Source organism: Pseudomonas californiensis, assembly GCF_021147775.1.
Classification (GTDB): Bacteria; Pseudomonadota; Gammaproteobacteria; order Pseudomonadales; family Pseudomonadaceae; genus Aquipseudomonas; species Aquipseudomonas californiensis.
Window position 1 is genome coordinate 128,086 of sequence record NZ_JAGTPK010000013.1, and the last position, 19,527, is coordinate 147,612.

The window sequence follows — 19,527 nt, forward strand, 5'->3', positions numbered from 1 at the left end:
TCACACCTGTCAAACGTCATTCGTTGGGTGGTCCACAAACGCAGACAAAAAAGGCCTCGCATCCGGAGATGCGAGGCCTGTTCATGCAATTTTCAACGCGTCAGGCCTGCGGTTGCCAGCCACCGCCCAGCGCTTTGTAAATGGCGACAATGCCACGGTACAGATCGATTTCCGCTTGCGCCTGCGAGTCTTCGGCGGCCAGTCGCTCGCGCTCGGCATCCAGCAGGACCAGAAAGTCCGCTGTGCCTTCGCGGTATTGCACTGACGCCAGTCTCGCGGCCGCACGACTGGATTCACTCTGGCGAATCAATGAAAGCAATCGCTGCTGGCGCTTGTCGTAATCGCTGAACGCATTTTCCGACTCCTCCAGTGCGAGCAGAACCTGCTGCTCGTAAGTCGCCAAGGCACCTTCGGCATCTGCGTCGGCGCTGCGAATTTGCGCCCGGACACTGCCAAGGTCGAACGCTGCTCAGGTAATGCTCGGGCCCAATGACCAGGCTCGTGCGGCAGACGAGCCGATCTGCGAGCCGCGCCCGGCGGTGAAGCCAAGGAAACCGCTGAGGCTGACCCGCGGGAACAGATCAGCAGTCGCCACACCGATACGGGCAGTCGAGGCAGCCAACTGGCGCTCGGCAGCACGCACATCAGGGCGATTGCGCAGCACCTGCGTCGGATCGCCGATTGGCAACGCCTTGGCGATGGCTGGCAGCCTGGTCGGGCTCAGGTCGACGCTGAGGCTTTCCGGTCTCTCGCCCAGCAGGGTAGCGATTCGATTGCGTTGGCGAACCTGTTCAGCCTGCAGCTGCGGAACCGTCGCCTCTACGGCAGCTAGACGGGCATCGGCACGCACTACGTCCAGTTCATTGCCTACGCCAGCGTCACGCAATTGGGTGGTGACATCCTGTGAACTGTGCTGATTTTTCAGGTTGTCGCGTGCTATGGCTTCGCGCAACTGAGCGCCACGCAATTGGCCGTAGGCATCGACTACCTCGGCGATCAGTGTCACCTGAAGCTGATACAGGTTGGCCTCGGCGGCCTCCTGATCGGCATTGCTGGCTTCGAGCTGGCGCTGAATGCGACCGAACAGGTCAACCTCCCAGGCCATGTCCAGACCCAGATCGTAGCGCTCGGTATTAACTCGGCGCTCGGTAACGCCTGGCTGCTGACCTTTGCCCAGATCGCTGCTGGCCCGGCTGGTAATGACCGGCATGGCGTCGTTGGCGACGTCGTCACGAATTGCCCGTGCAGCCTTCAAACGAGCAAACGCTACGCGCAGGTCACGGTTGCCATTGAGGGACTGGGCAACCAGTTTGGTCAGGGTCGGGTCCTCGAACTGCTGCCACCAGAGCGTATCCACCTTGGTACGGTCATAGTTGCCCTGTGTTGCCGAGGCCAGTTTGGCCGGAGCAGTGTCGGGCGCTTTGTAGTCCGGGCCGACGGCACAGGCCGCCAGCGCCAGAACCAGCAGGCTCGGGACGAAGAGTTTAAGCGTGCTCATCAATGCATCTCCGCGGGCAGTGTTTGCAATTTCTGCGCTTTGGCGGCCTTGCGGGCCTCCTGGCGCTCGACGAAGTTACGGATCAGCACATAGAACACCGGCGTCAGCAGCAGGCCGAAGAAGGTTACGCCGAGCATCCCGGAGAACACCGCCACGCCCATGGCATGGCGCATTTCGGCACCGGCACCGCTGGACAGCACGAGCGGTACAACGCCCATGATGAATGCGAACGAGGTCATCAGGATCGGTCGCAGACGCAGGCGGCAGGCTTCCAGTACTGCGTCCAGCGGGCTCATGCCTTCAAGCTGTTTGTCTTTGGCAAACTCCACGATCAGGATCGCGTTCTTGCACGCCAGGCCCACCAGTACGATCAGGCCGATCTGGGTGAAGATGTTGTTGTCGCTGCCCGCAATCATGACCCCGGCGATAGCCGACAATAACGTCATAGGAACGATCAGGATGACCGCCAGTGGCAGGCTCCAGCTCTCGTATTGAGCCGCCAGTACCAGGAACGCCAGCAACACACAGAGCGGGAAGACGAACAGTGCCGTGTTGCCCGACAGGATCTGCTGGTAGGTCAGGTCGGTCCATTCGTACACCATGCCATTTGGCAACTCCTCCTTGAGCAGTTTTTCGACAGCTGCCTGCGCCTGTCCAGAGCTGTAGCCCGGTGCAGCACCGCCGTTGATTTCGGCAGTAATGAAGCCGTTGTAGTGCATTACGCGGTCGGGCCCTGCGGTGTCGCTGACCTTGACGAAAGTGGCCAGCGGAATCATTTCGCCCAGATTGTTGCGTACCTTGAGCTGACCGATCTGATCGCCATCCTGACGGAACTGCTGCTCAGCCTGAACGTTGACCTGATAGGTGCGGCCGAAGCGGTTGAAGTCATTGGCATACAACGAGCCCATGTAAACCTGCAGCGTATCGAAGATGTCGCTGATGGCCACGCCGTGGGTCTTGGCTTTTTCACGGTCGATGGCAGCGTCGACCTGCGGTACGTTCACTGTGTAGCTGGTGAACAGGCCTGCCAGCTCAGGCACGCTACGGCTCTTGGCGATAATGTTCTGGGTTTCCTTGTACAGCTCGTCGTAACCCAGGTTGCCACGGTCTTCGATCTGCAGGCGGAAGCCGCCGATGGTACCCAGCCCTTGCACCGGCGGAGGCGGGAAGATCGCCATGTACGCTTCCTGGATGGACGCGAACTGACCGTTCAGTGCGCCGGCAATGGCGTTCGCCGACTGGCTGGGGTCTGTGCGCTGATCAAACGGCTTGAGGGCAACGAAGACCACGCCGTTGTTGGGGCTGTTGGTGAAACCGTTGATCGACAGGCCCGGGAAGGCGATCGCGTTCTCGACACCCGGCTGTTTCAGCGCGAGTTCCGACATGCGTTTGATCACGTCTTCGGTACGGTCCAGGCTGGCAGCGTCCGGCAACTGAGCGAACGCCACCAGGTATTGCTTGTCCTGGCTCGGTACGAAGCCGGTGGGTGTGCTGGCGAAACCCAACCAGGTCAGCACCATCAGGCCTGCGTACACCAGCAAGGCGATACCGCTGCTGCGAATGACCCGTGCAACGGTGCCGACATAGCCATGGCTGGCCTTCTCGAAGAAACGGTTGAACGGGCGGAACAACCAGCCACCCAGAAGGCGGTCCAGGAAGCGCGAGAAGCGGTCCTTGGGTGCGTCGTGGCTTTTGAGCAATACGGCTGCAAGCGCGGGCGACAGGGTCAGCGAGTTGAACGCCGAGATCACGGTCGAGATGGCGATGGTCAGGGCGAACTGTTTGTAGAACTGCCCGGTGAGGCCGGAAATGAAGGCCGCCGGAATGAACACTGCACAGAGCACCAGGGCCGTGGCGATGATCGGACCGGTCACTTCGGCCATCGCCTTGTGCGTGGCCTCGACAGGCTTGAGCCCCAGTTCGATGTTTCGCTCGACGTTCTCGACCACCACAATGGCGTCATCCACGACGATCCCGATCGCCAGCACCAGTCCGAACAGTGACAGCGCGTTGAGCGAAAAGCCGAACATGTGCATCACGGCGAAGGTACCGATCAGCGAAACGGGTACAGCCACCAACGGAATGATCGATGCACGCCAGGTCTGCAGGAACAGAATCACCACCAGCACCACCAGAATCAGTGCTTCGAACAGCGTGTGGATGACCGCTTCAATGGAGCCGCGCACGAAGATAGTCGGGTCGTAGACGATGCTGTAGTCCATCCCTTCAGGGAAGCCTTTTTTCAGCTCGGCCATCTTGGCCCGCACATCGTTGGAGATATCGATGGCGTTGGAGCCCGGACGCTGGAAGATCGGGATCGCCACCGCCGGCTGGTTATTGAGCAGCGAGCGCAAGGCATACTGGCTGGAGCCAAGCTCGACTCGAGCAACGTCCTTTAGGCGCGTGATTTCACCGTCGGCGCCGGAACGTATCACGACGTTTTCGAACTCTTCCTCGCTGACCAGACGACCTTGCGTGTTGATTGACATCTGGAAGCTGGTGGCATTCGGGGAGGGCGGTGCGCCCAGTTGACCGGCAGCAACCTGACGGTTCTGTTCACGAATCGCGTTGACCACGTCGGTGGCGGTCAGGTTGCGTGAAGCGGTCTTGTTCGGATCAAGCCAGACACGCAACGAGTAGTCGCCCATGCCGAACAGCTGTACGTCACCCACGCCACCCAGACGGGCCAGCTCATCCTTGATGTTGAGCACCGCGTAGTTGGACAGGTAAAGCATGTCGTAGCGCTGATCCGGGGAGGTCAAGTGCACGACCATGGTCAGGTCAGGGGAAGCCTTGTCCACGGTAATACCGATCCGCGTCACCTCTTCCGGCAGTTTGGGCTCGGTCCGGGTGACACGGTTCTGCACCTGCACCTGCGCATTGTCCAGGTCGGTACCCAGCGCGAAGGTGATGGTCAGGGTCAGCTTGCCGTCCGCGGTCGCCTGCGACGACATGTAGAGCATGTTCTCGACGCCGGTGATGGCCTGCTCAAGTGGCGAGGCTACGGTTTCGCCAATCACCTTGGGGTTGGCGCCAGGGAAGTTGGCACGCACCACCACGGTAGGCGGCACGACTTCCGGGTATTCACTGATCGGCAACTGGAACAGCGAGATCGCACCGGCGATCAGGATCAGCAGCGAAAGCACCGCCGCAAAGATCGGCCGCGAGATAAAGAATTTGGAGAAGTTCATCGGACGAGTCCCTTAGCCGCGTGGCGCAGTAGCGCTGGCGAGTTTGACGGCCTTGTCGGGCGTCACTTTTGGCAGGTTGCTGGCTTCGAGCGCCTGGCGTTGTTTGCTCAGCGCAGCGAGGGTAGCGTCGCTGGCCATCGGCGTGACTTCAGGGTCTACCGGTTGGCCTGGGCGGACCCGCTGCAGGCCCTTGACGACAATGGTGTCGTCCTTGCCCAGACCGTTACGCACGATGCGCAGGCCTTCGATCTTCGGCCCCAGCTCGACGGCGCGATAGGCAGGCTTGTTGTCCTTGTCCATCACCAGCACGAATTTTTTGCCCAGATCGGTGCCGACCGCTTCGTCATTGATCAGGACTGCCGAATAGGTGCCGCTGCCGACCAGTTTGAGGCGGGCATACAGGCCAGGCGTGAAGCTGCCGTCGGTGTTGTCGAACACTGCACGGCCGCGAATGGTGCCAGTGCGCGGGTTGACCTGGTTATCGACGAAATTCATCTGGCCCAGGTGCGGGTTGCCGGTTTCATTGGACAAGCCCAGATAGACCGGTGTGGTCTGCCCGCGTTGACCTTTGCGGGCCAGTTCTGTGTATTTGAGGAAGACGCGCTCGTCAGCATCAAAGTAGGCGTAAACCTTGTCGGTAGACACAACGCTGGTCAGCGGTGTTACATCTGCGGTCACGATGTTGCCTGCAGTGATCTCTGCACGGCTGACGCGGCCAGCGATCGGCGCGGTCACGCGGGTGAAGCTGAGGTTGAGCCGGGCCAGGTCGAGTTGCGCCTGGATAGCCGCGACGCCGGCCTTGGCTTCCTGGGCGGAGGTAGTGCGCGAATCGGCCAGCTCGGCAGAAATGGCATTGTTGGTGCGCAGCCGCTCGCCACGCTGGGCTTCGTTGTCGCTGCGTAGCGCGACGGCACGTGCCTGTTGGAGCTGGGCTTCCAGGCGACGAACTTCAGACTGGAAAGGGCGCGGGTCGATCTGGAACAGCAGGTCGCCTTTCTTGACCAGCGAACCGTCGGTGAACGCAACCTGATCAATCTGGCCCGAAACCCGCGGGCGAACTTCAACGGTTTCTGGGGCTTCAAGGCGTCCGGTGAACTCGTCCCATTCGTTGACGGGCTGTTCCAACACCTTGGCGACGCTGACTTTGGCAGCGCCGGGCGCCATGGTGGCCTCAGGCGCTCGACCGCAGGCGCTGATAACAATCAGGGCCAGGGCGGTGAGGGGATAGCGCAGATGGGTGAGTGTCTGAGGCATGGGAAGTTCCGCCGATAATAAGTAATGGGCGGATTTTGTTTCCAGGGGGTGTTATTAACGAATCGAATAAATCGAAGGTTACTATCACCGGGAATGATGGGTGTGGAAGTGGCGTCAGTGTGGTCAGCGACTTGATCGCAGAAAGTTTTCAGTGCGCGGGCTGTCGGCCATGGGGTTGCTATGGCCATGCTCGTGAGCTGGATAAAGGATCTAACGCCGGGCAAGCATCTGGTTGAGCGCCGCAAGCACATCGCGCTGGCAACGGTCGGTCATCGCCCCAGGGTACTGATCAAACATATGCGGTACGCCGGGGTAGACGTGCAGTTCCACCGGTACCCCGGCGCGTGACAGTTTCAGCGCAAACTCCACATCCTCGTCAAGAAACAGATCCAGCGCCCCGACGCTGATGAAGCTCGGCGGCAAGCCCTTCAAGTCCAGGGCGAGAGCGGGTGAAAACAGCATCGCCTGATCGTCGTTCAACTCGTAAGCGCCTTGCATGCATGCCCAGCAAAACTGGTTCGCCTCGGGCGACCAGCTCAAGTGTCCGGTGGTCGGGTTTTGCTGTGGCGCTGCCGGTGAGCCGGTGCGGTGGTCGAGCATGGGGTAAACCAGAGCCATGCCTGCGACCTGATGTAGACCGCGCTCACGAACCAACAGCGCCAATGCGGCGGCCAGCCCGCCGCCAGCGCTGTGGCCCATGATGACGACGCGATCTTTATCGACGCCCAATGCCAGGTGTTCGCTGACCAGCCAGCCCAGTGCGCTGTAACAGTCTTCCAGCGGCGCAGGAAAAGGATGCTCCGGGGCCAGTCGGTAATCGACGGCTACTATCACCGTTCGCAAGTGGTCGGCTAGATCGGCCAGATAATCATCGGCCATTTCCGGGCTGCCCAGCACAAATCCCCCTCCATGGATGTAGAGCATGGCGGGGAGGGTTTGGCCTTCAATGGCTGTATCCGGGCGGTAGACGCAGACACCAACGCTGGGAGCGCCGGGTGTGGTGGACGTCCATTGCCGGGCGCCGCGCCCGGTGCCCGGTGCCTTATAACCGCTGCTGATCCGCTGCCGGATGGCGGGCAGATTGGCGAGCGTCCACTCGCTGGAAGGCTCGTCGAGAAAAAACCGGTAATCAGGCTCGAGCAGGGTGTCGATGTCCAATGATCTCTCCCATGACGGCTAACAATGTGGACAAGCGGGAGCCGGGCAGCGTCCCGCCCCAGGCGCTTACAACCAGCCCTTGATCTGCGCGCACACCGCCTGCGTGGAAATACCGTAGCGGTCATGCAGCGTCGGCAAGGCGCCAGCGTCCAGAAACGCATCCGGCAGTGCTATTTGCCGGTAGGTTGGGGTCACGCCGTTGCGCAGTAGCACCGTTGCCACTGCTTCGCCCAGCCCACCGATGATGGAATGGTTCTCTGCCGTCACCACCAGTCGGCCTGACTTTCGTGCCTCGGCGAGAATAGTCTGCTCGTCCAGTGGCTTGATGGTGGGCACGTGCAGCACCGCCACGTCCACACCATCGGCCTGCAGCTCCTTGGCGGCTTCAAGGGCGCGCATCGTCATCAAACCGGTGGAAATGATCAGCACATCATTGCCGGTGCGCAGGGTCTTGGCTTTGCCAATCTCGAATGTATAGCCATATTCGTCGAGCACCAACGGCACATTGCCGCGCAGCAAGCGCATGTACACCGGCCCCTGATGCGCTGCGATGGCTGGCACCGCCTGCTCGATTTCCAGGGCATCACAGGGGTCGACAATCATCAGGTTGGGCATAGCCCTGAAGATGGCCAGGTCGTCCGTTGCCTGATGGCTTGGGCCGTAGCCGGTGGTCAGGCCGGGCAGGCCGCAGACGATTTTGACGTTGAGGTTTTCTTCGGCAATCGCCATGCAGATAAAGTCGTAGGCGCGGCGCGATGCAAACACCGCGTAAGTGGTCGCAAACGGCACGAAGCCTTCACGGGCCATACCGGCTGCGGCGCTCATGAGCAGTTGCTCGGCCATGCCCATCTGATAAAAGCGCTCGGGGTGGGCCTTGGCGAAAATGTGCAGGTCGGTGTACTTGGACAGGTCGGCAGACAGCCCGACGATGTCCGGACGCTGGTCGGCAAGTGCCGCCAGCGCATGACCGAATGGCGCGGATCGGGTGGCCTGACCTTCACTGGCGATGGACGCGATCATGGCCGATGTGGTGAGTTTCTTCTTGGCGCCACTCACGGCGGGCGCAGCGTTCTGGTTGGCAGTGCTCATGCGGTTTTCCCTTCTTCGAGGTGGTTCAGCGCGACGTCCCATTCGTGTTCATCGACGCGAATGAAGTGGGTCTTTTCCCGGGTTTCCAGAAACGGCACGCCTTTGCCCATCCTGGTGTCGCAGATAATGACCCTCGGCTGCGCGCCCGAATGCTGGCGGGCTGCGTCGAAGGCTTCGACCAGTGCGTTCAGATCGTTGCCGTCGACCCGCTGTGTGAACCAGCCGAAAGCCTGCCAGCGATCCACCACAGGCTCGAATGCCAACACCTCGCTGGAATGGCCGTCGGCCTGCTGGTTGTTGACGTCGACGATGGCGATCAGGTTATCGAGCTTCCAGTGAGAGGCAGACATCACGGCTTCCCAGGTCGACCCCTCGTTCAGCTCGCCGTCGGACAACAGGTTGTAGACGAACGACTTCGACTGTTTGCGCTTCAGCCCCAGGCAGGCACCGACGGCGATCCCCAGACCATGCCCGAGTGAGCCGCCGGTAATCTCCATGCCGGGTGTGTAAGCCGCCATGCCCGACATCGGCAGGCGGCTGTCATCCGAACCGTAGGTTTCCAGCTCATCCAGCGGAATAATCTGTGCTTCGATCAAGGCGGCGTACAGCGCGATGGCGTAATGACCGATGGACAGGTAAAACCGGTCGCGCTGTTCCCACTCAGGGTCTTCGGGCTTGTAGTTCAAGGCATGAAAATAGGACACAGCCAGCAGGTCGGCAGCGCCCAGTGCCTGGCCGACGTAACCCTGGCCCTGAACCTGCCCCATGCGCAGGGCATGGCGGCGAATATTGTGCGCACGCTGCGCAAGCGTAGTGGCAGGCGCGAGTGATGGGGTGGCAGTCATGATAAATACTCCGTTGTCTCAACGATTGACCGAAGCGGCGGGAATACGCAGGACCAGACAGGCGCCGATGCACAGCACACCGGTGATCAGGTACATGCCGATGGCGCTCGAGCCGGTCTGGGTGGTGATCCAGCCGATCAGGTACGGCGAGCAGAAACCCGCCAGGTTGGCGAAACTGTTGATGCCCGCTATCCCGGCTGCAGCGGACACGCCGCCGAGCAGGGTGGTGGGCAACATCCAGAACAGTGAGGACGCCGACAGAACGCCCGCAGCTGCCAGGCACAGGCTCAGCACCGAGAGCATCAGATTGCCGCCGAATATTGCCGCCAGGGTCAGACCCAACGCACCGGCAATCATCGGGCCGACCAGGTGCCAGCGCCGTTCGCGATGCTTGTCGCCGCTGCGCCCCATCAACAGCATGGCCACGATGGCGCAGAGGTACGGCACGCTGGTCATGAGGCCGATATGCAGAGGGTTGGAAAGACCTGCGTTGCGAATCAGCGTCGGCAACCAGAAGGTGATTGCGTACTGGCCCATGACCACGCAGAAATAGATGCAGGCCAGCAGCCACAGACGCCGATCACGCAGAAACTCACTGACCGAGGCATGCGTTACTTTCTGGCTGTTGTCCTCGGCCAGCTCTTTGTTGATCAGCTCCTTTTCATCGTCATTCAGCCAGGTCGCCTGATGCACGCCATCTTTCAGGTAACTGAGCACCATCAGGCCGACAATCACCGTCGGAATCGCTTCGATCACGAACATCCACTGCCAACCTGCCCAGCCGTGGACACCGGCAAATGCATTCATTATCCAGCCGGACAACGGGCCGCCGATCATTCCGGAAAGCGGGATGGCAATGAACCACAACACAGTCATCTTGGCGCGACGATAGGACGGGAACCAGTACGTGAGGTAAAGCAGCAACCCCGGCGCGAGGCCGGCTTCGGCGATGCCCAGCAGAAAGCGCAGGGCATAGAACTGCCAAGCGGTTTCAACAAGGGCGAAGAGGGCGGAAATAATCCCCCAGGAGATCATGATGCGGGCGATCCAGCGGCGTGCGCCCACCCGGTGCAGAATGAGATTGCTGGGCACTTCACACAGAAAGTAACCGATGAAGAACATCCCGGCACCCAGACCGTAGACCGCCTCGCTGAGCGCCAGGTCATTCATCATCTGCAGCTTGGCGAAGCCAACGTTGACGCGGTCCAGGTAGGCACACAGGTAGCACAACATCAGGAATGGCATGAGGCGCCAGGCCGTTTTGCGATAAGCATTGGAGCGCACGGCCTTGGCCGCGTCGAGCGTCATGGTGGTTATCATGATGGTCTGATCTCTTGTTTTTATAGACCGCCAGGCTTTGGCCCGGCGTATCGTCGATCCAGAACAGCAAGGGCCAATCAAGGCCCGACGACAAACATCAGTGAATCAGCATGCCGCCATTCACATCCAGCGTGATGCCCGTGAGATACGAGGACAGGTCGCTGGCCAGAAACAGCGCGGCGTTGGCAACATCCTGCGCGGCCCCCAATCGACCCAGCGGGATGCCTTCGATGATGGCGTGACGACGCTCATCCTGCATCAGGCCGCCGGTGATGTCGGTGTGGATCAGCCCCGGCGCAATCGAATTGATACGGATGTTGTCAGGCCCGAATTCACGGGCCATGGCTTTGCCCAGCCCCAGCACGCCGGCTTTGGCCGCGCTGTAATGCGGGCCGCCGAAAATACCACCGCCGCGCTGGGCAGATACCGAGGACATGCACACGATGCTGCCCGAGGCCTGGGCACGCATGGTGGGGATGACCGCTTGCGACATCAGCAGTGTGCCGCGCAGGCTGACGTCCAGCACCCGGTCGTAGTCGGAGGGGCGGATGTCCAGCGTCTTGATCGGTTGGGTGATGCCAGCGTTGTTGACCAGAACGTCGATTCGGCCGAAGTGCGCAATGACTTTTTCAACAGCGGACTTGACCTGAGCCTCGTCGGCGACGTTGGCGGCCAGGCCCAGATGGCCTTCGCCAAGGGCCTGCGCTGCATCGCGCGCAGCAGACTCATCAAGGTCCAGAATAACGACACGTGCGCCTTGTTGCGCGAAGGTGACGGCAGTGGCTCGACCAATGCCACGTTCGGAAGCAGCGCCGGTAATAATTGCGACTTTACCTTGGAGAAGCATGAGGGATTCCTCTGATTGTTTTTATGATTCGACCCATTGATCGATGGGCTCAGAGTGTTCCTCATGGGGCGGGTGAGCAATAACCCAACTATCAATGGTGCGTGAATAAAATTCATGTCTCGTCAGCCCAGGAGAGATCATGATTGAATAGGTTACGCCGCAAACAGGCGTTTATTCTGGACAGTATTCAGCGGAGCAGCCATGCCATCCGATCAAATCACCTCACCTACGCTGCCACCGCTGAAAGCAATTCAGGCCTTCGAGCAGACCGCCCGCTTCGGAAATCTCGCCAGGGCGGCAGAAGTGCTTGATCTGACGCCCTCTGCGGTCAGCCATCAATTGGCCAAACTGGAGGCGATGATTGGTCGGCAACTGTTTGTGCGCGCAGCGCGCGGTGTAACGTTGACGCCGGTGGGTGAGCAGTACCTGAAAGATATTTCCGGGGTGTTGCACAGCCTGGAAGTCGCCACCGAGCGTGCCGCGAGTGACGTCAGTCTCGACTGTCTGCGGCTTCATTCTGCACCCAGCTTCGGGCTGCTGTGGCTGATGCCACGACTTGAAGCGTTCCGGATCAGTCATCCTGATATCCAGATCAATCTGTCGTGTTCGTACGAATCGCTGCATTTCAGTCGTGACAAGATCGATGTCGACATCCGCCACGGTTTGCCGAACTGGCCCAGTTATGAGGTACGCACCGTACGTAATGAGACCTTCACGGTGCTGGCCTCACCAAAGCTGTTGGCGCGCTGCCCGGTCACCGCCCCGGATGACCTGTTGGGCAGTGATTTGATCCTCTCTGAAGCAACGCTGCTCAAGTGGCCGGAATGGTTTGCCCGGCACGGCCTGGCACGACCGGAAAACCCCTACGCGCTGAGCTTCGACCGCTCCTATATGACCCTCGAAGCAGCCAGTCACGGCCTGGGCTTTGCCCTGGAAAGCTCGTTGCTTGCGCAGAAATACCTCGCCAATGGAACGCTGGTCGAAGTAGCCCCGCAGACGCTCAGCGCCCCAGTGGCCGCCCACCATGTGGTATTTCCCAAGGCGCATTCGAGCTTCCCCAGAGTCAGGCGCTTTCTGGAGTGGATGGAAAGCGAAGTGGGGCACGGTTTTGCGTTTTGAACCGGCACGCACTGAAGCGCATCCCTTTCGGCACTCTCCCGTGCCGGCGAATTTTTCAAGAGGGAGAGTCGGCTTGCAGGCTGTCAGGCGTTCGGCTCGAATAACCTGATTCACTGCTCTGATTTCCGGATAATCGCCAGCGCCAGCTGGCGATTATCCGGTATGAATCAGATGCCTGCTGATGTGAACCGCACCGGTATCGACTTGGCGGCTGGCACCTTGCTGCGTTCAGCGTGATGCCAGAGCGGCAGCAACGGATTGCATTCTGGGTAATACCCGGCAGCGCAGCCTTCAGGAATGTCGTAGGCAATGATTTCGAACGGTCCGACCTGGCGCTTGACGTCCGGCTCGACGGCGGTGGTGACCAGCACCTGCTCGCCGACCGCGAAGCCCAGCCTTGCGATGTCGTTACGATGCATGAACACCACTTTGCGGGTACCGCTCACGCCGCGAAAGCGGTCTTCGTAGCCGTAAATGGTGGTGTTGAACTGATCGTTGCTGCGCAGCGTCATCAGTTGGAGCACGTCGCGCGCAGGTTCTGTCTCGTTCACATCATCGTCTTCGGCCAACGTGCCTGGGGTGATGAACTGTGCCTTGCCGCTGGGGGTCAGCCATTTACGCTGGGCGGCGGCAATCGGGCGATGGAACCCACCGGGTTCTGCCATACGGGTTTCCATCTCATGAAAAATCTCCGGATAGACGTTGCCGATGGCGGTCCGGATTCGGGAGTAGTCGTCGCTCCACGCTCGCCAATCGATGGTATTGCCCGAGGGCAGGGTAGCCATCGCCAATTCGGCGACAATCCGGGTTTCGGCGCGAACATGCGGCCCGACCGGTTCGCTGCTGCCGCGCCAGCCATGAATGCAGCCGGTGCTGTCCTCGGTGGTGTAGGTTTGTGCAACGCCGTTTTGCCGATCTATTTCAATGCGGCCCAGGCACGGTAACAACCACATGTGACGTGCAGGCAGCAAATGGGTTCGATTGAGCTTGGTGGCGATCTGCACATTCAGGTCCAGCCCTTGCCATGCAGGCTCCATGCGTGAGGTGTCTGGAATCGCCCGCAGGAAATTACCGCCCAAGCCAACAAAGCCGCGCACCCGGCCGGCCAGAATGGCCTCACAGGCATCCACCGTGTTCACCCCCATCTGTTCCGGTACCTTGAAGCCAAAGTGCTGTTCAATCAGCTCTGCGGGGACTTTTTTCGGATCTTCGGTGATGCCTACGGTGCGTTGGCCCTGAACATTGGAATGGCCACGCACGGGGCAGATTCCGGCGCCCGGTTTGCCGATGCTGCCACGCATGAGCAGCAGATTGACCAGCATCTGCACGTTCACCACACCCTGTCGGTGCTGGGTAAGGCCCATGCCATAGATAAACATCACGCGCTCATTGTTGGCATAAACGGTCGCTGCGGCTTCCAGAGCGCTGCGGCTCAACCCGCTTTGCCGTTCAAGTTTCGGCCAGGAACATTGGCGCACCCACGTCGTGAACGCTTCGAATCCCTCGGTATGGCTGGCAATAAAATCGTGATCGATTACTGCGGGCGTACCTTGCGCAATAGCCCGGTCGTCCATCTCCAGCAGTGTCTTGGCGATGCCGGCGATTGCGGCGGTGTCGCCGCCAATCGCCACCTGGTGGTACTGGGTGCTGATCAGGGTCGACTCGGGTGTGAGCATTTCGCTGGGCGATTGAGGATTGACGAAGCGCTCAAGGCCACGCTCGCGTAGCGGATTGAAGGTGATGATAGGCACATCGCGTTTACGTACGTCCTGCAACTGATGCAGCATGCGTGGGCTGTTACTGCCTACGTTCTGGCCGAAGAAAAACAGGCAATCCGTGTGCTCGAAGTCGTCGAGGGTCACCGTGCCGACCGGTACGCCGATGCTCTCCTGCAAGCCGACCGATGTGCTCTCGTGGCACATGTTGGAGCTGTCCGGCAGGTTGTTGGTGCCATAGGCTCTGGCGAACAACTGGTACATGAACGAGGTTTCCAGCGAGGCCCGTCCGGAGGCATAAAACACCACACTGTCCGGTTCCATGCCTTTGAGCTGTGCGCCGATACCCTGGTAGGCATCTTCCCACGTGGTTTCTACGTAGCGGTCGCTCTGCGGGTCGTAGCGCATCGGATGAGTGAGGCGACCCTGCTGTTCCAGGTCGTAGTCTGGCCAGTCGCGCAGTTCGGTGAGGGTATGTTGCGCAAAGAATCCCGGGTCGGTCTTCAGCGAGGTCAGTTCCCAGGCGGTGGCCTTGGCACCGTTCTCGCAAAATTCCAGCGCATGCGGTTTGCCCGGTTTGGCCCAGGCGCAACTCACGCAGGCAAATCCATCCGGTTTGTTCTGCTTGAGCAGCGCACGCGGCGCCTTGGCCAGCGCCTGTTCGCGCCACAGGATGGACATCACCGACCTGGCTGAGCCCCAGCCCCCGGCGGCGTGAGTGTACGGTTGGAAATGGGTCTTTGGATAAATAAGCATCAGGCACTCTCTGGTGTTGGCTCAATAACCTGGGACGGGTCATCTGTCGCAAAGGTTCGAACGAAGTGCCGGGTGGAGGCCACCATTTGTCTGCGTCGCTCAATACCGAGTGAACCCATGAACGTCGCCTGTCCTCCACACCCCTGTGTGTTCTGAAAAGACGAGGAGGCAAGTGACATGAAAGCAATCAGAATCGAGCAGTTCGGCGGCCCCGAGGTGATGCAGGTACGCGACGTCGACACGCCGGAACTCCAGACCGGTGAGGTGCTGGTAAAGAACTTCTTTCTGGGCATCAACCCGGTCGACTACAAGATTCGCGAAGGTGAGTACCCTGAGGTCAAGCAGGAAAAGCTGCCGCTGACGCTGGGCCGGGAAGTCGCCGGACTTATCGAAAAAGTGGGGCCGGGCGTCAGTACATTCAAAGAGGGTGATCGGGTATTCGGGATGATCGGCGCTGATGGCGGCTATGCCGAATATTCCCGTGTACCTGCCGAGCATCTGGCGCTGATACCGGCGGAGCTTGACTGGCCTGCCGCAGCGGGCGTGCCGCTGGCCGGGCACACCGCGTGGCAGGCATTGGTTGAACATGGCCACCTCGAGCAAGGCCAGAAAGTCCTGATTCATGGCGGGACCGGTGGTGTGGGCCACTTTGCGGTGCAGTTTGCCAAGGTCAAGGGAGCGGAGGTTTATGCAACCGCATCCACTGACAGTCTGCCGTTTCTGCAAGAGTTGGGTGTGGACCGTGCGATTGATTACAAGACCGAGCGATTCGAAGATATCTGCAAGGATTTTGATCTGGTGATCGACCTGATCGGCGGCGAAACCCAGGCGCGTTCGTGGCAAGTGCTGGGCGAGGGTGGTCGCCTGATCTCGACCCTGACCATGCCCGACGCGCATCATCCCCAGGCGACAGGCAAGACCGGCGCGCGTTTTATCGCCGATCCTCGTGGTGAAGAGTTGACCGAGATTGCTGGCCTGATCGCAGCAGGGAATGTGCAGGTCTACATTGCCAGGACCTTTGAACTGGAAGAGGCCGCGCAGGCGCTGGATTTCCTCGCCAACGGACACGTGCAGGGCAAAGTTGTGCTGCGCGTACGCGATTGAGGAGGTGCCATGAGCGAGCAATCGATACCGGATCAAGACGTGGATGCCGGGCATCAGGCAGACCCTGACGTGGCCCAACGAATCGATAAATCGAAGGCCCCGAATATCGATCATTCCAAAGAAAGAGAGGTCGAGCCGGGCAGCGATGCGCCTGGCGGACCTTCGGACGACCCGGAGTCTGGCGCGTGACGCGCAGTGCATCAGCGGCTCTGCTCCTGGCAGAGCTGCTGATGGCTTTTGGGTGGTGCCGTACATTGACCCCTCGCAACGCAGGACCTGATGCAAGGTGGGAAACAGCAGAAGCCCGGCCTGTGGCAACGTGTCGATACCTGCGATGGCAAACAGACAAACGTCGTGCTCAACAAGCGGCGATTGCTTATATCCAGAATATTTGCGAAAACCTCAGTGGATTGAACGCGGGGAATACGTCTCTTCGCGCAACATTGCGACTTTAAGGAAGGACGTAATGCAGCACCTGGATCACTTATCCTTGCACTTGTTCATTCTGATCTGTGAAGAGGGCACGATTGCACGCGCCAGCGAGCGGGCATTCATTGCACCGTCGGCGGTCAGCAAGCGTATTTCCGACATTGAGGCGCGGTTTGGTACGCCATTGCTGAACCGCAGCAAGCGCGGGGTTGAACCGACTCCGGCGGGATTAGCGCTACTTCGGCATGCCCGGTCTCTGACCCGGGCTATGGAACGGCTCGATAGCGAGCTTAGCGAATACGCTGAAGGGGCCCGAGGACATGTACGGGTGTTGGCAAACATCTCGTCAATTATGGAGTTCCTGCCGGAAGAACTGTCTGACTTCATGATTGAGCATCCGGGAATCCAGGCTGACATCGAAGAACGTTTCAGTCCCGACGTGGTGCGTGGCGTGGCCGAAGGCAATGCCGACTTAGGCATCTGTCGACGATCAATGGCCGTGGGCGATCTGGAGTTTCTTCCCTATCGTCGGGACCACTTGGCGGTTGTCGTAGGGTCGAATCATTTCCTCGCCGGTCGTACCAATATTGCGTTCGCAGAGACCCTGGCGTTTGATCACTTGGGATTGTCCGCCTTCGCCACCTTGAACAACTTCATGCGTAATGAAGCGACGAAGGAGGGCGGTGAGCTGCGGTTTCGCTCTTATGTGTCGTCGTTTGACGCAGCATTTCGCCTGGTGCAATTTGGTCTCGGACTTGCTGTATTCCCCATGGAAGCAGTGGAGCGGTATGCGCAGCTATTTGACTTGCACATTATTCCTCTGACCGACGATTGGGCATTGGGTGAGTTTGTTATCTGCGTACGTGATCGGGATGCCCTTTCGCTGTCCGCACGGCGATTGCTGGATCATTTGCTTGTACGTGCGACATCGCTTCAGCACCTTTCTTGACCGCATGCGTCGTGGTTCGCGATGGATCACCGCGTAAATGACGTCTTTTTGCTAAACCTCCAGCTCTCTAATCTGAAGTCATGCTTCAGCCTGCGAGAGCTTTTTCATGAAAACAATAACAATCAATGAAGTCGGCATGCGCGATGGCTTGCAAAGCCTTCAAGCCATTATGTCTACCTCTGACAAGCGACGATGGATCGATGCCGCCTATGCCGCGGGTGTGCGTCATATGGAAGTCGCATCCTTTGTGCCGGCCAAACTTTTGCCGCAGATGGCGGATGCCAGAGAAGTCGTTGCCCATGCCTTGAGCTTTCCAGATCTGGTTGTCACGGTGCTGGCGCCTAATCTGCGAGGCTGTCGTGATGCACTGGAGTCCGGCGCTCACCGTATTATTGCGCCCGTTTCCGTCAGCGCCGCCCATAGCCTGGCGAATGTACGTCGTACGCCGCTGGAGATGGTTGAGGAGTTGGCGCGGATGTGCCTGCTTCGCACCGAGCTTGGCTTGCACAATGTTCAGATGATTGCCGGGATCTCTGTGGCGTTTGGGTGTACCCGTCAAGGTGATGTGCCATTGAGCGACCTCTGCGAGTTAACCGGGCAGGTGCTGCAAGCCGGTTGCGACCTGGTGTCTTTGGGAGACACTACCGGCTATGCCAATCCAGGCCAAGTGGCTACCAGCCTGCAGGCAATTCGCGCCATTGCGGGCGACAAGCTCAGGGCTGTCCACTTCCACGACACTCGAGGCCTGGCGCTTGCCAATAGCCTGGTCGCTGTTCAGCAAGGTATCACCGAACTGGATTCGTCACTGGCCGGTTTGGGCGGTTGTCCATTCGCACCGGGTGCATCCGGCAATACGGTCACTGAGGACCTGGTGTTCATGCTCCAGAGCATGGGCTACGAGACTGGCATTGACCTGGCTGCGTTGATCGCGTCCCGCGACGTGCTTCACGATGCATTGCCGCACGAAACCCTTTACGGCTGCATAGCCCGCGCCGGCCTGCCACTCAATTACGCGTCGGCTGCCAGTCGCCCCTGAACCTTTCTGCTCGAGGAAAGCAATAATGTCCAGGCTTCCATTGGACGGCATTCGTGTCGTTGAAATCTCTCACATGGTGATGGGCCCGACCTGCGGAATGATCCTGGGTGACCTGGGTGCGGAGGTGATCAAGATTGAACCTACGCGCGGCGACGGTACACGCCGTCTGCTGGGCGCGGGTGCGGGGTTTTTTCGCACCTTCAATCGCAACAAGCAGTGCATCGCCATCGACGTCAATACTGCACAAGGACGAGATGCAGTACTGGAGCTGATCGATACCGCGGACGTATTCATCGAGAACTTCAAGCCCGGTCGCATGAACGAGCTCGGCTTCGGTTATGCCGCGATCCGGGCACGTAACCCGCGCATTATCTATGCCTCTCACAAAGGTTTTCTCAACGGGCCCTACGACAATCGCCTGGCCCTGGATGAAGTGGTGCAAATGATGGCAGGCCTGGCCTATATGACCGGCCCGGTAGGCAGGCCTCTGCGTGCAGGTAGTTCTGTGAATGACATCATGGGGGGCATGTTCGGTGCTATCGGTGTGCTTGCTGCACTCAATGATCGTAATGTCACCGGCGCTGGTCGTGAGGTGCAAAGTGCGCTTTACGAAAACTGCGTACTGCTCGCTGCCCAGCATATGCAGCAGTACGCTGTGACCGGCCAGGCAGCTGCACCCATGCCAAACCGCATCAGTGCATGGGCCATTTATGATGTGTTCGAGTTCGCCCATGGTGAGCAGATGTTCGTCGCCGCCACCGGTGACGGCCAATGGACCGCCTTGTGTCATCTGCTGGGCCAGAGCGCTTTGCTGGACGACCCGACCTTGGCGACCAACAACGATCGCGTGCTGCAGCGGCCGCGCCTGCTTGCTCACTTGGCTGAAGTCTTTGCCACCATGGATGCACAAGCGTTGGCCCTGGAACTTGAGGCCAATAGCATTCCATTTGCACCGATTCGGCGGCCCGAGGAACTGTTTGAGGATCCTCATCTGCTGCAAAGCGGCGGCCTGGCAAATCTTGAACTCGAAGACGGGTCGTTCACCGCCATGCCATTGCTGCCGTTATCCCTGGATGGCGAGCGTCTGCAACCCCGGCGATCGATTCCACGCGTCGGCGAGCATACCCACATGGTCATGCGCGAACTGGGCTACAGCGATGAACACATTGCCGAGTTGTGTGCCGCCGGTGTTTTGAAAACCGATGCTCAGGCTTGAG

General features: G+C 59.7%; 14 protein-coding genes and 1 pseudogene. 6 read left to right on the plus strand and 9 right to left on the minus strand.

Features of this window, described 5'->3' with window-relative positions; all coding sequences use genetic code 11:
- Positions 1-100: 100 nt before the first annotated feature.
- The 8 genes and pseudogenes from KDX37_RS15135 to KDX37_RS15170 form a co-directional block, all read right to left on the minus strand.
- Positions 101-1,498 (minus strand): annotated as a pseudogene (locus KDX37_RS15135) (efflux transporter outer membrane subunit).
- Positions 1,498-4,689, minus strand: coding sequence for an efflux RND transporter permease subunit (locus tag KDX37_RS15140; protein WP_231653485.1), 3,192 nt, complete (start codon positions 4,687-4,689; stop codon positions 1,498-1,500). Before KDX37_RS15140 ends, KDX37_RS15135 begins: the two are co-directional and overlap by 1 nt.
- Before the next feature lie 12 nt (positions 4,690-4,701).
- Complete coding sequence (gene mexE / locus KDX37_RS15145) at positions 4,702-5,943, minus strand: multidrug efflux RND transporter periplasmic adaptor subunit MexE (protein ID WP_231653486.1); 1,242 nt, start codon at positions 5,941-5,943, stop codon at positions 4,702-4,704.
- A gap of 210 nt (positions 5,944-6,153) precedes the next feature.
- Positions 6,154-7,101, minus strand: a complete 948-nt coding sequence (locus KDX37_RS15150; protein ID WP_231653487.1) for an alpha/beta hydrolase — start codon at positions 7,099-7,101, stop codon at positions 6,154-6,156.
- A 66-nt stretch (positions 7,102-7,167) separates the two neighbouring features.
- On the minus strand, positions 7,168-8,190 hold the full coding sequence (locus tag KDX37_RS15155) for a transketolase family protein (protein ID WP_231653488.1): 1,023 nt from the start codon (positions 8,188-8,190) through the stop codon (positions 7,168-7,170).
- Positions 8,187-9,035 carry a transketolase gene (locus KDX37_RS15160; protein WP_231653489.1) on the minus strand — a complete coding sequence of 283 codons (849 nt, stop codon included), beginning with the start codon at positions 9,033-9,035 and terminating at the stop codon, positions 8,187-8,189. The genes KDX37_RS15155 and KDX37_RS15160 overlap by 4 nt, the downstream gene beginning before the upstream one ends.
- An 18-nt stretch (positions 9,036-9,053) precedes the next feature.
- The gene (locus KDX37_RS15165; protein WP_231653490.1) at positions 9,054-10,355 is read right to left on the minus strand and encodes an MFS transporter; all 1,302 of its coding nucleotides are present in this window, start codon (positions 10,353-10,355) and stop codon (positions 9,054-9,056) included.
- Positions 10,356-10,452: 97 nt separating this feature from the next.
- The gene (locus KDX37_RS15170; protein ID WP_231653491.1) at positions 10,453-11,202 is read right to left on the minus strand and encodes an SDR family NAD(P)-dependent oxidoreductase; all 750 of its coding nucleotides are present in this window, start codon (positions 11,200-11,202) and stop codon (positions 10,453-10,455) included.
- 201 nt (positions 11,203-11,403) lie between these two features.
- Between KDX37_RS15170 and KDX37_RS15175 the strand changes: the two genes are divergently transcribed.
- Positions 11,404-12,321, plus strand: coding sequence for a LysR substrate-binding domain-containing protein (locus tag KDX37_RS15175; RefSeq protein WP_231653492.1), 918 nt, complete (start codon positions 11,404-11,406; stop codon positions 12,319-12,321).
- Positions 12,322-12,488: 167 nt separating this feature from the next.
- Here the strand turns inward: KDX37_RS15175 and KDX37_RS15180 are convergent, their stop codons facing one another.
- Positions 12,489-14,792 (minus strand): FdhF/YdeP family oxidoreductase, encoded by a 2,304-nt coding sequence (locus KDX37_RS15180; protein ID WP_231653493.1) that lies wholly within the window; start codon positions 14,790-14,792, stop codon positions 12,489-12,491.
- Between the two features lie 177 nt (positions 14,793-14,969).
- Between KDX37_RS15180 and KDX37_RS15185 the strand changes: the two genes are divergently transcribed.
- The 5 genes from KDX37_RS15185 to KDX37_RS15205 all read left to right on the plus strand — a co-directional run bounded on the left by KDX37_RS15185 (position 14,970) and on the right by KDX37_RS15205 (position 19,526).
- On the plus strand, positions 14,970-15,896 hold the full coding sequence (locus KDX37_RS15185) for an NADP-dependent oxidoreductase (RefSeq protein ID WP_231653494.1): 927 nt from the start codon (positions 14,970-14,972) through the stop codon (positions 15,894-15,896).
- Between the two features lie 9 nt (positions 15,897-15,905).
- Entirely contained in the window at positions 15,906-16,085 is a 180-nt protein-coding gene (locus KDX37_RS15190; protein ID WP_231653495.1) for a hypothetical protein, read from the plus strand.
- A 277-nt stretch (positions 16,086-16,362) separates the two neighbouring features.
- The gene (locus KDX37_RS15195; protein WP_231653496.1) at positions 16,363-17,274 is read left to right on the plus strand and encodes a LysR family transcriptional regulator; all 912 of its coding nucleotides are present in this window, start codon (positions 16,363-16,365) and stop codon (positions 17,272-17,274) included.
- Positions 17,275-17,380: 106 nt separating this feature from the next.
- Positions 17,381-18,310, plus strand: a complete 930-nt coding sequence (locus KDX37_RS15200; protein ID WP_231653497.1) for a hydroxymethylglutaryl-CoA lyase — start codon at positions 17,381-17,383, stop codon at positions 18,308-18,310.
- A gap of 25 nt (positions 18,311-18,335) precedes the next feature.
- Entirely contained in the window at positions 18,336-19,526 is a 1,191-nt protein-coding gene (locus tag KDX37_RS15205; protein WP_231653498.1) for a CaiB/BaiF CoA transferase family protein, read from the plus strand.
- Position 19,527 lies beyond the last annotated feature (1 nt).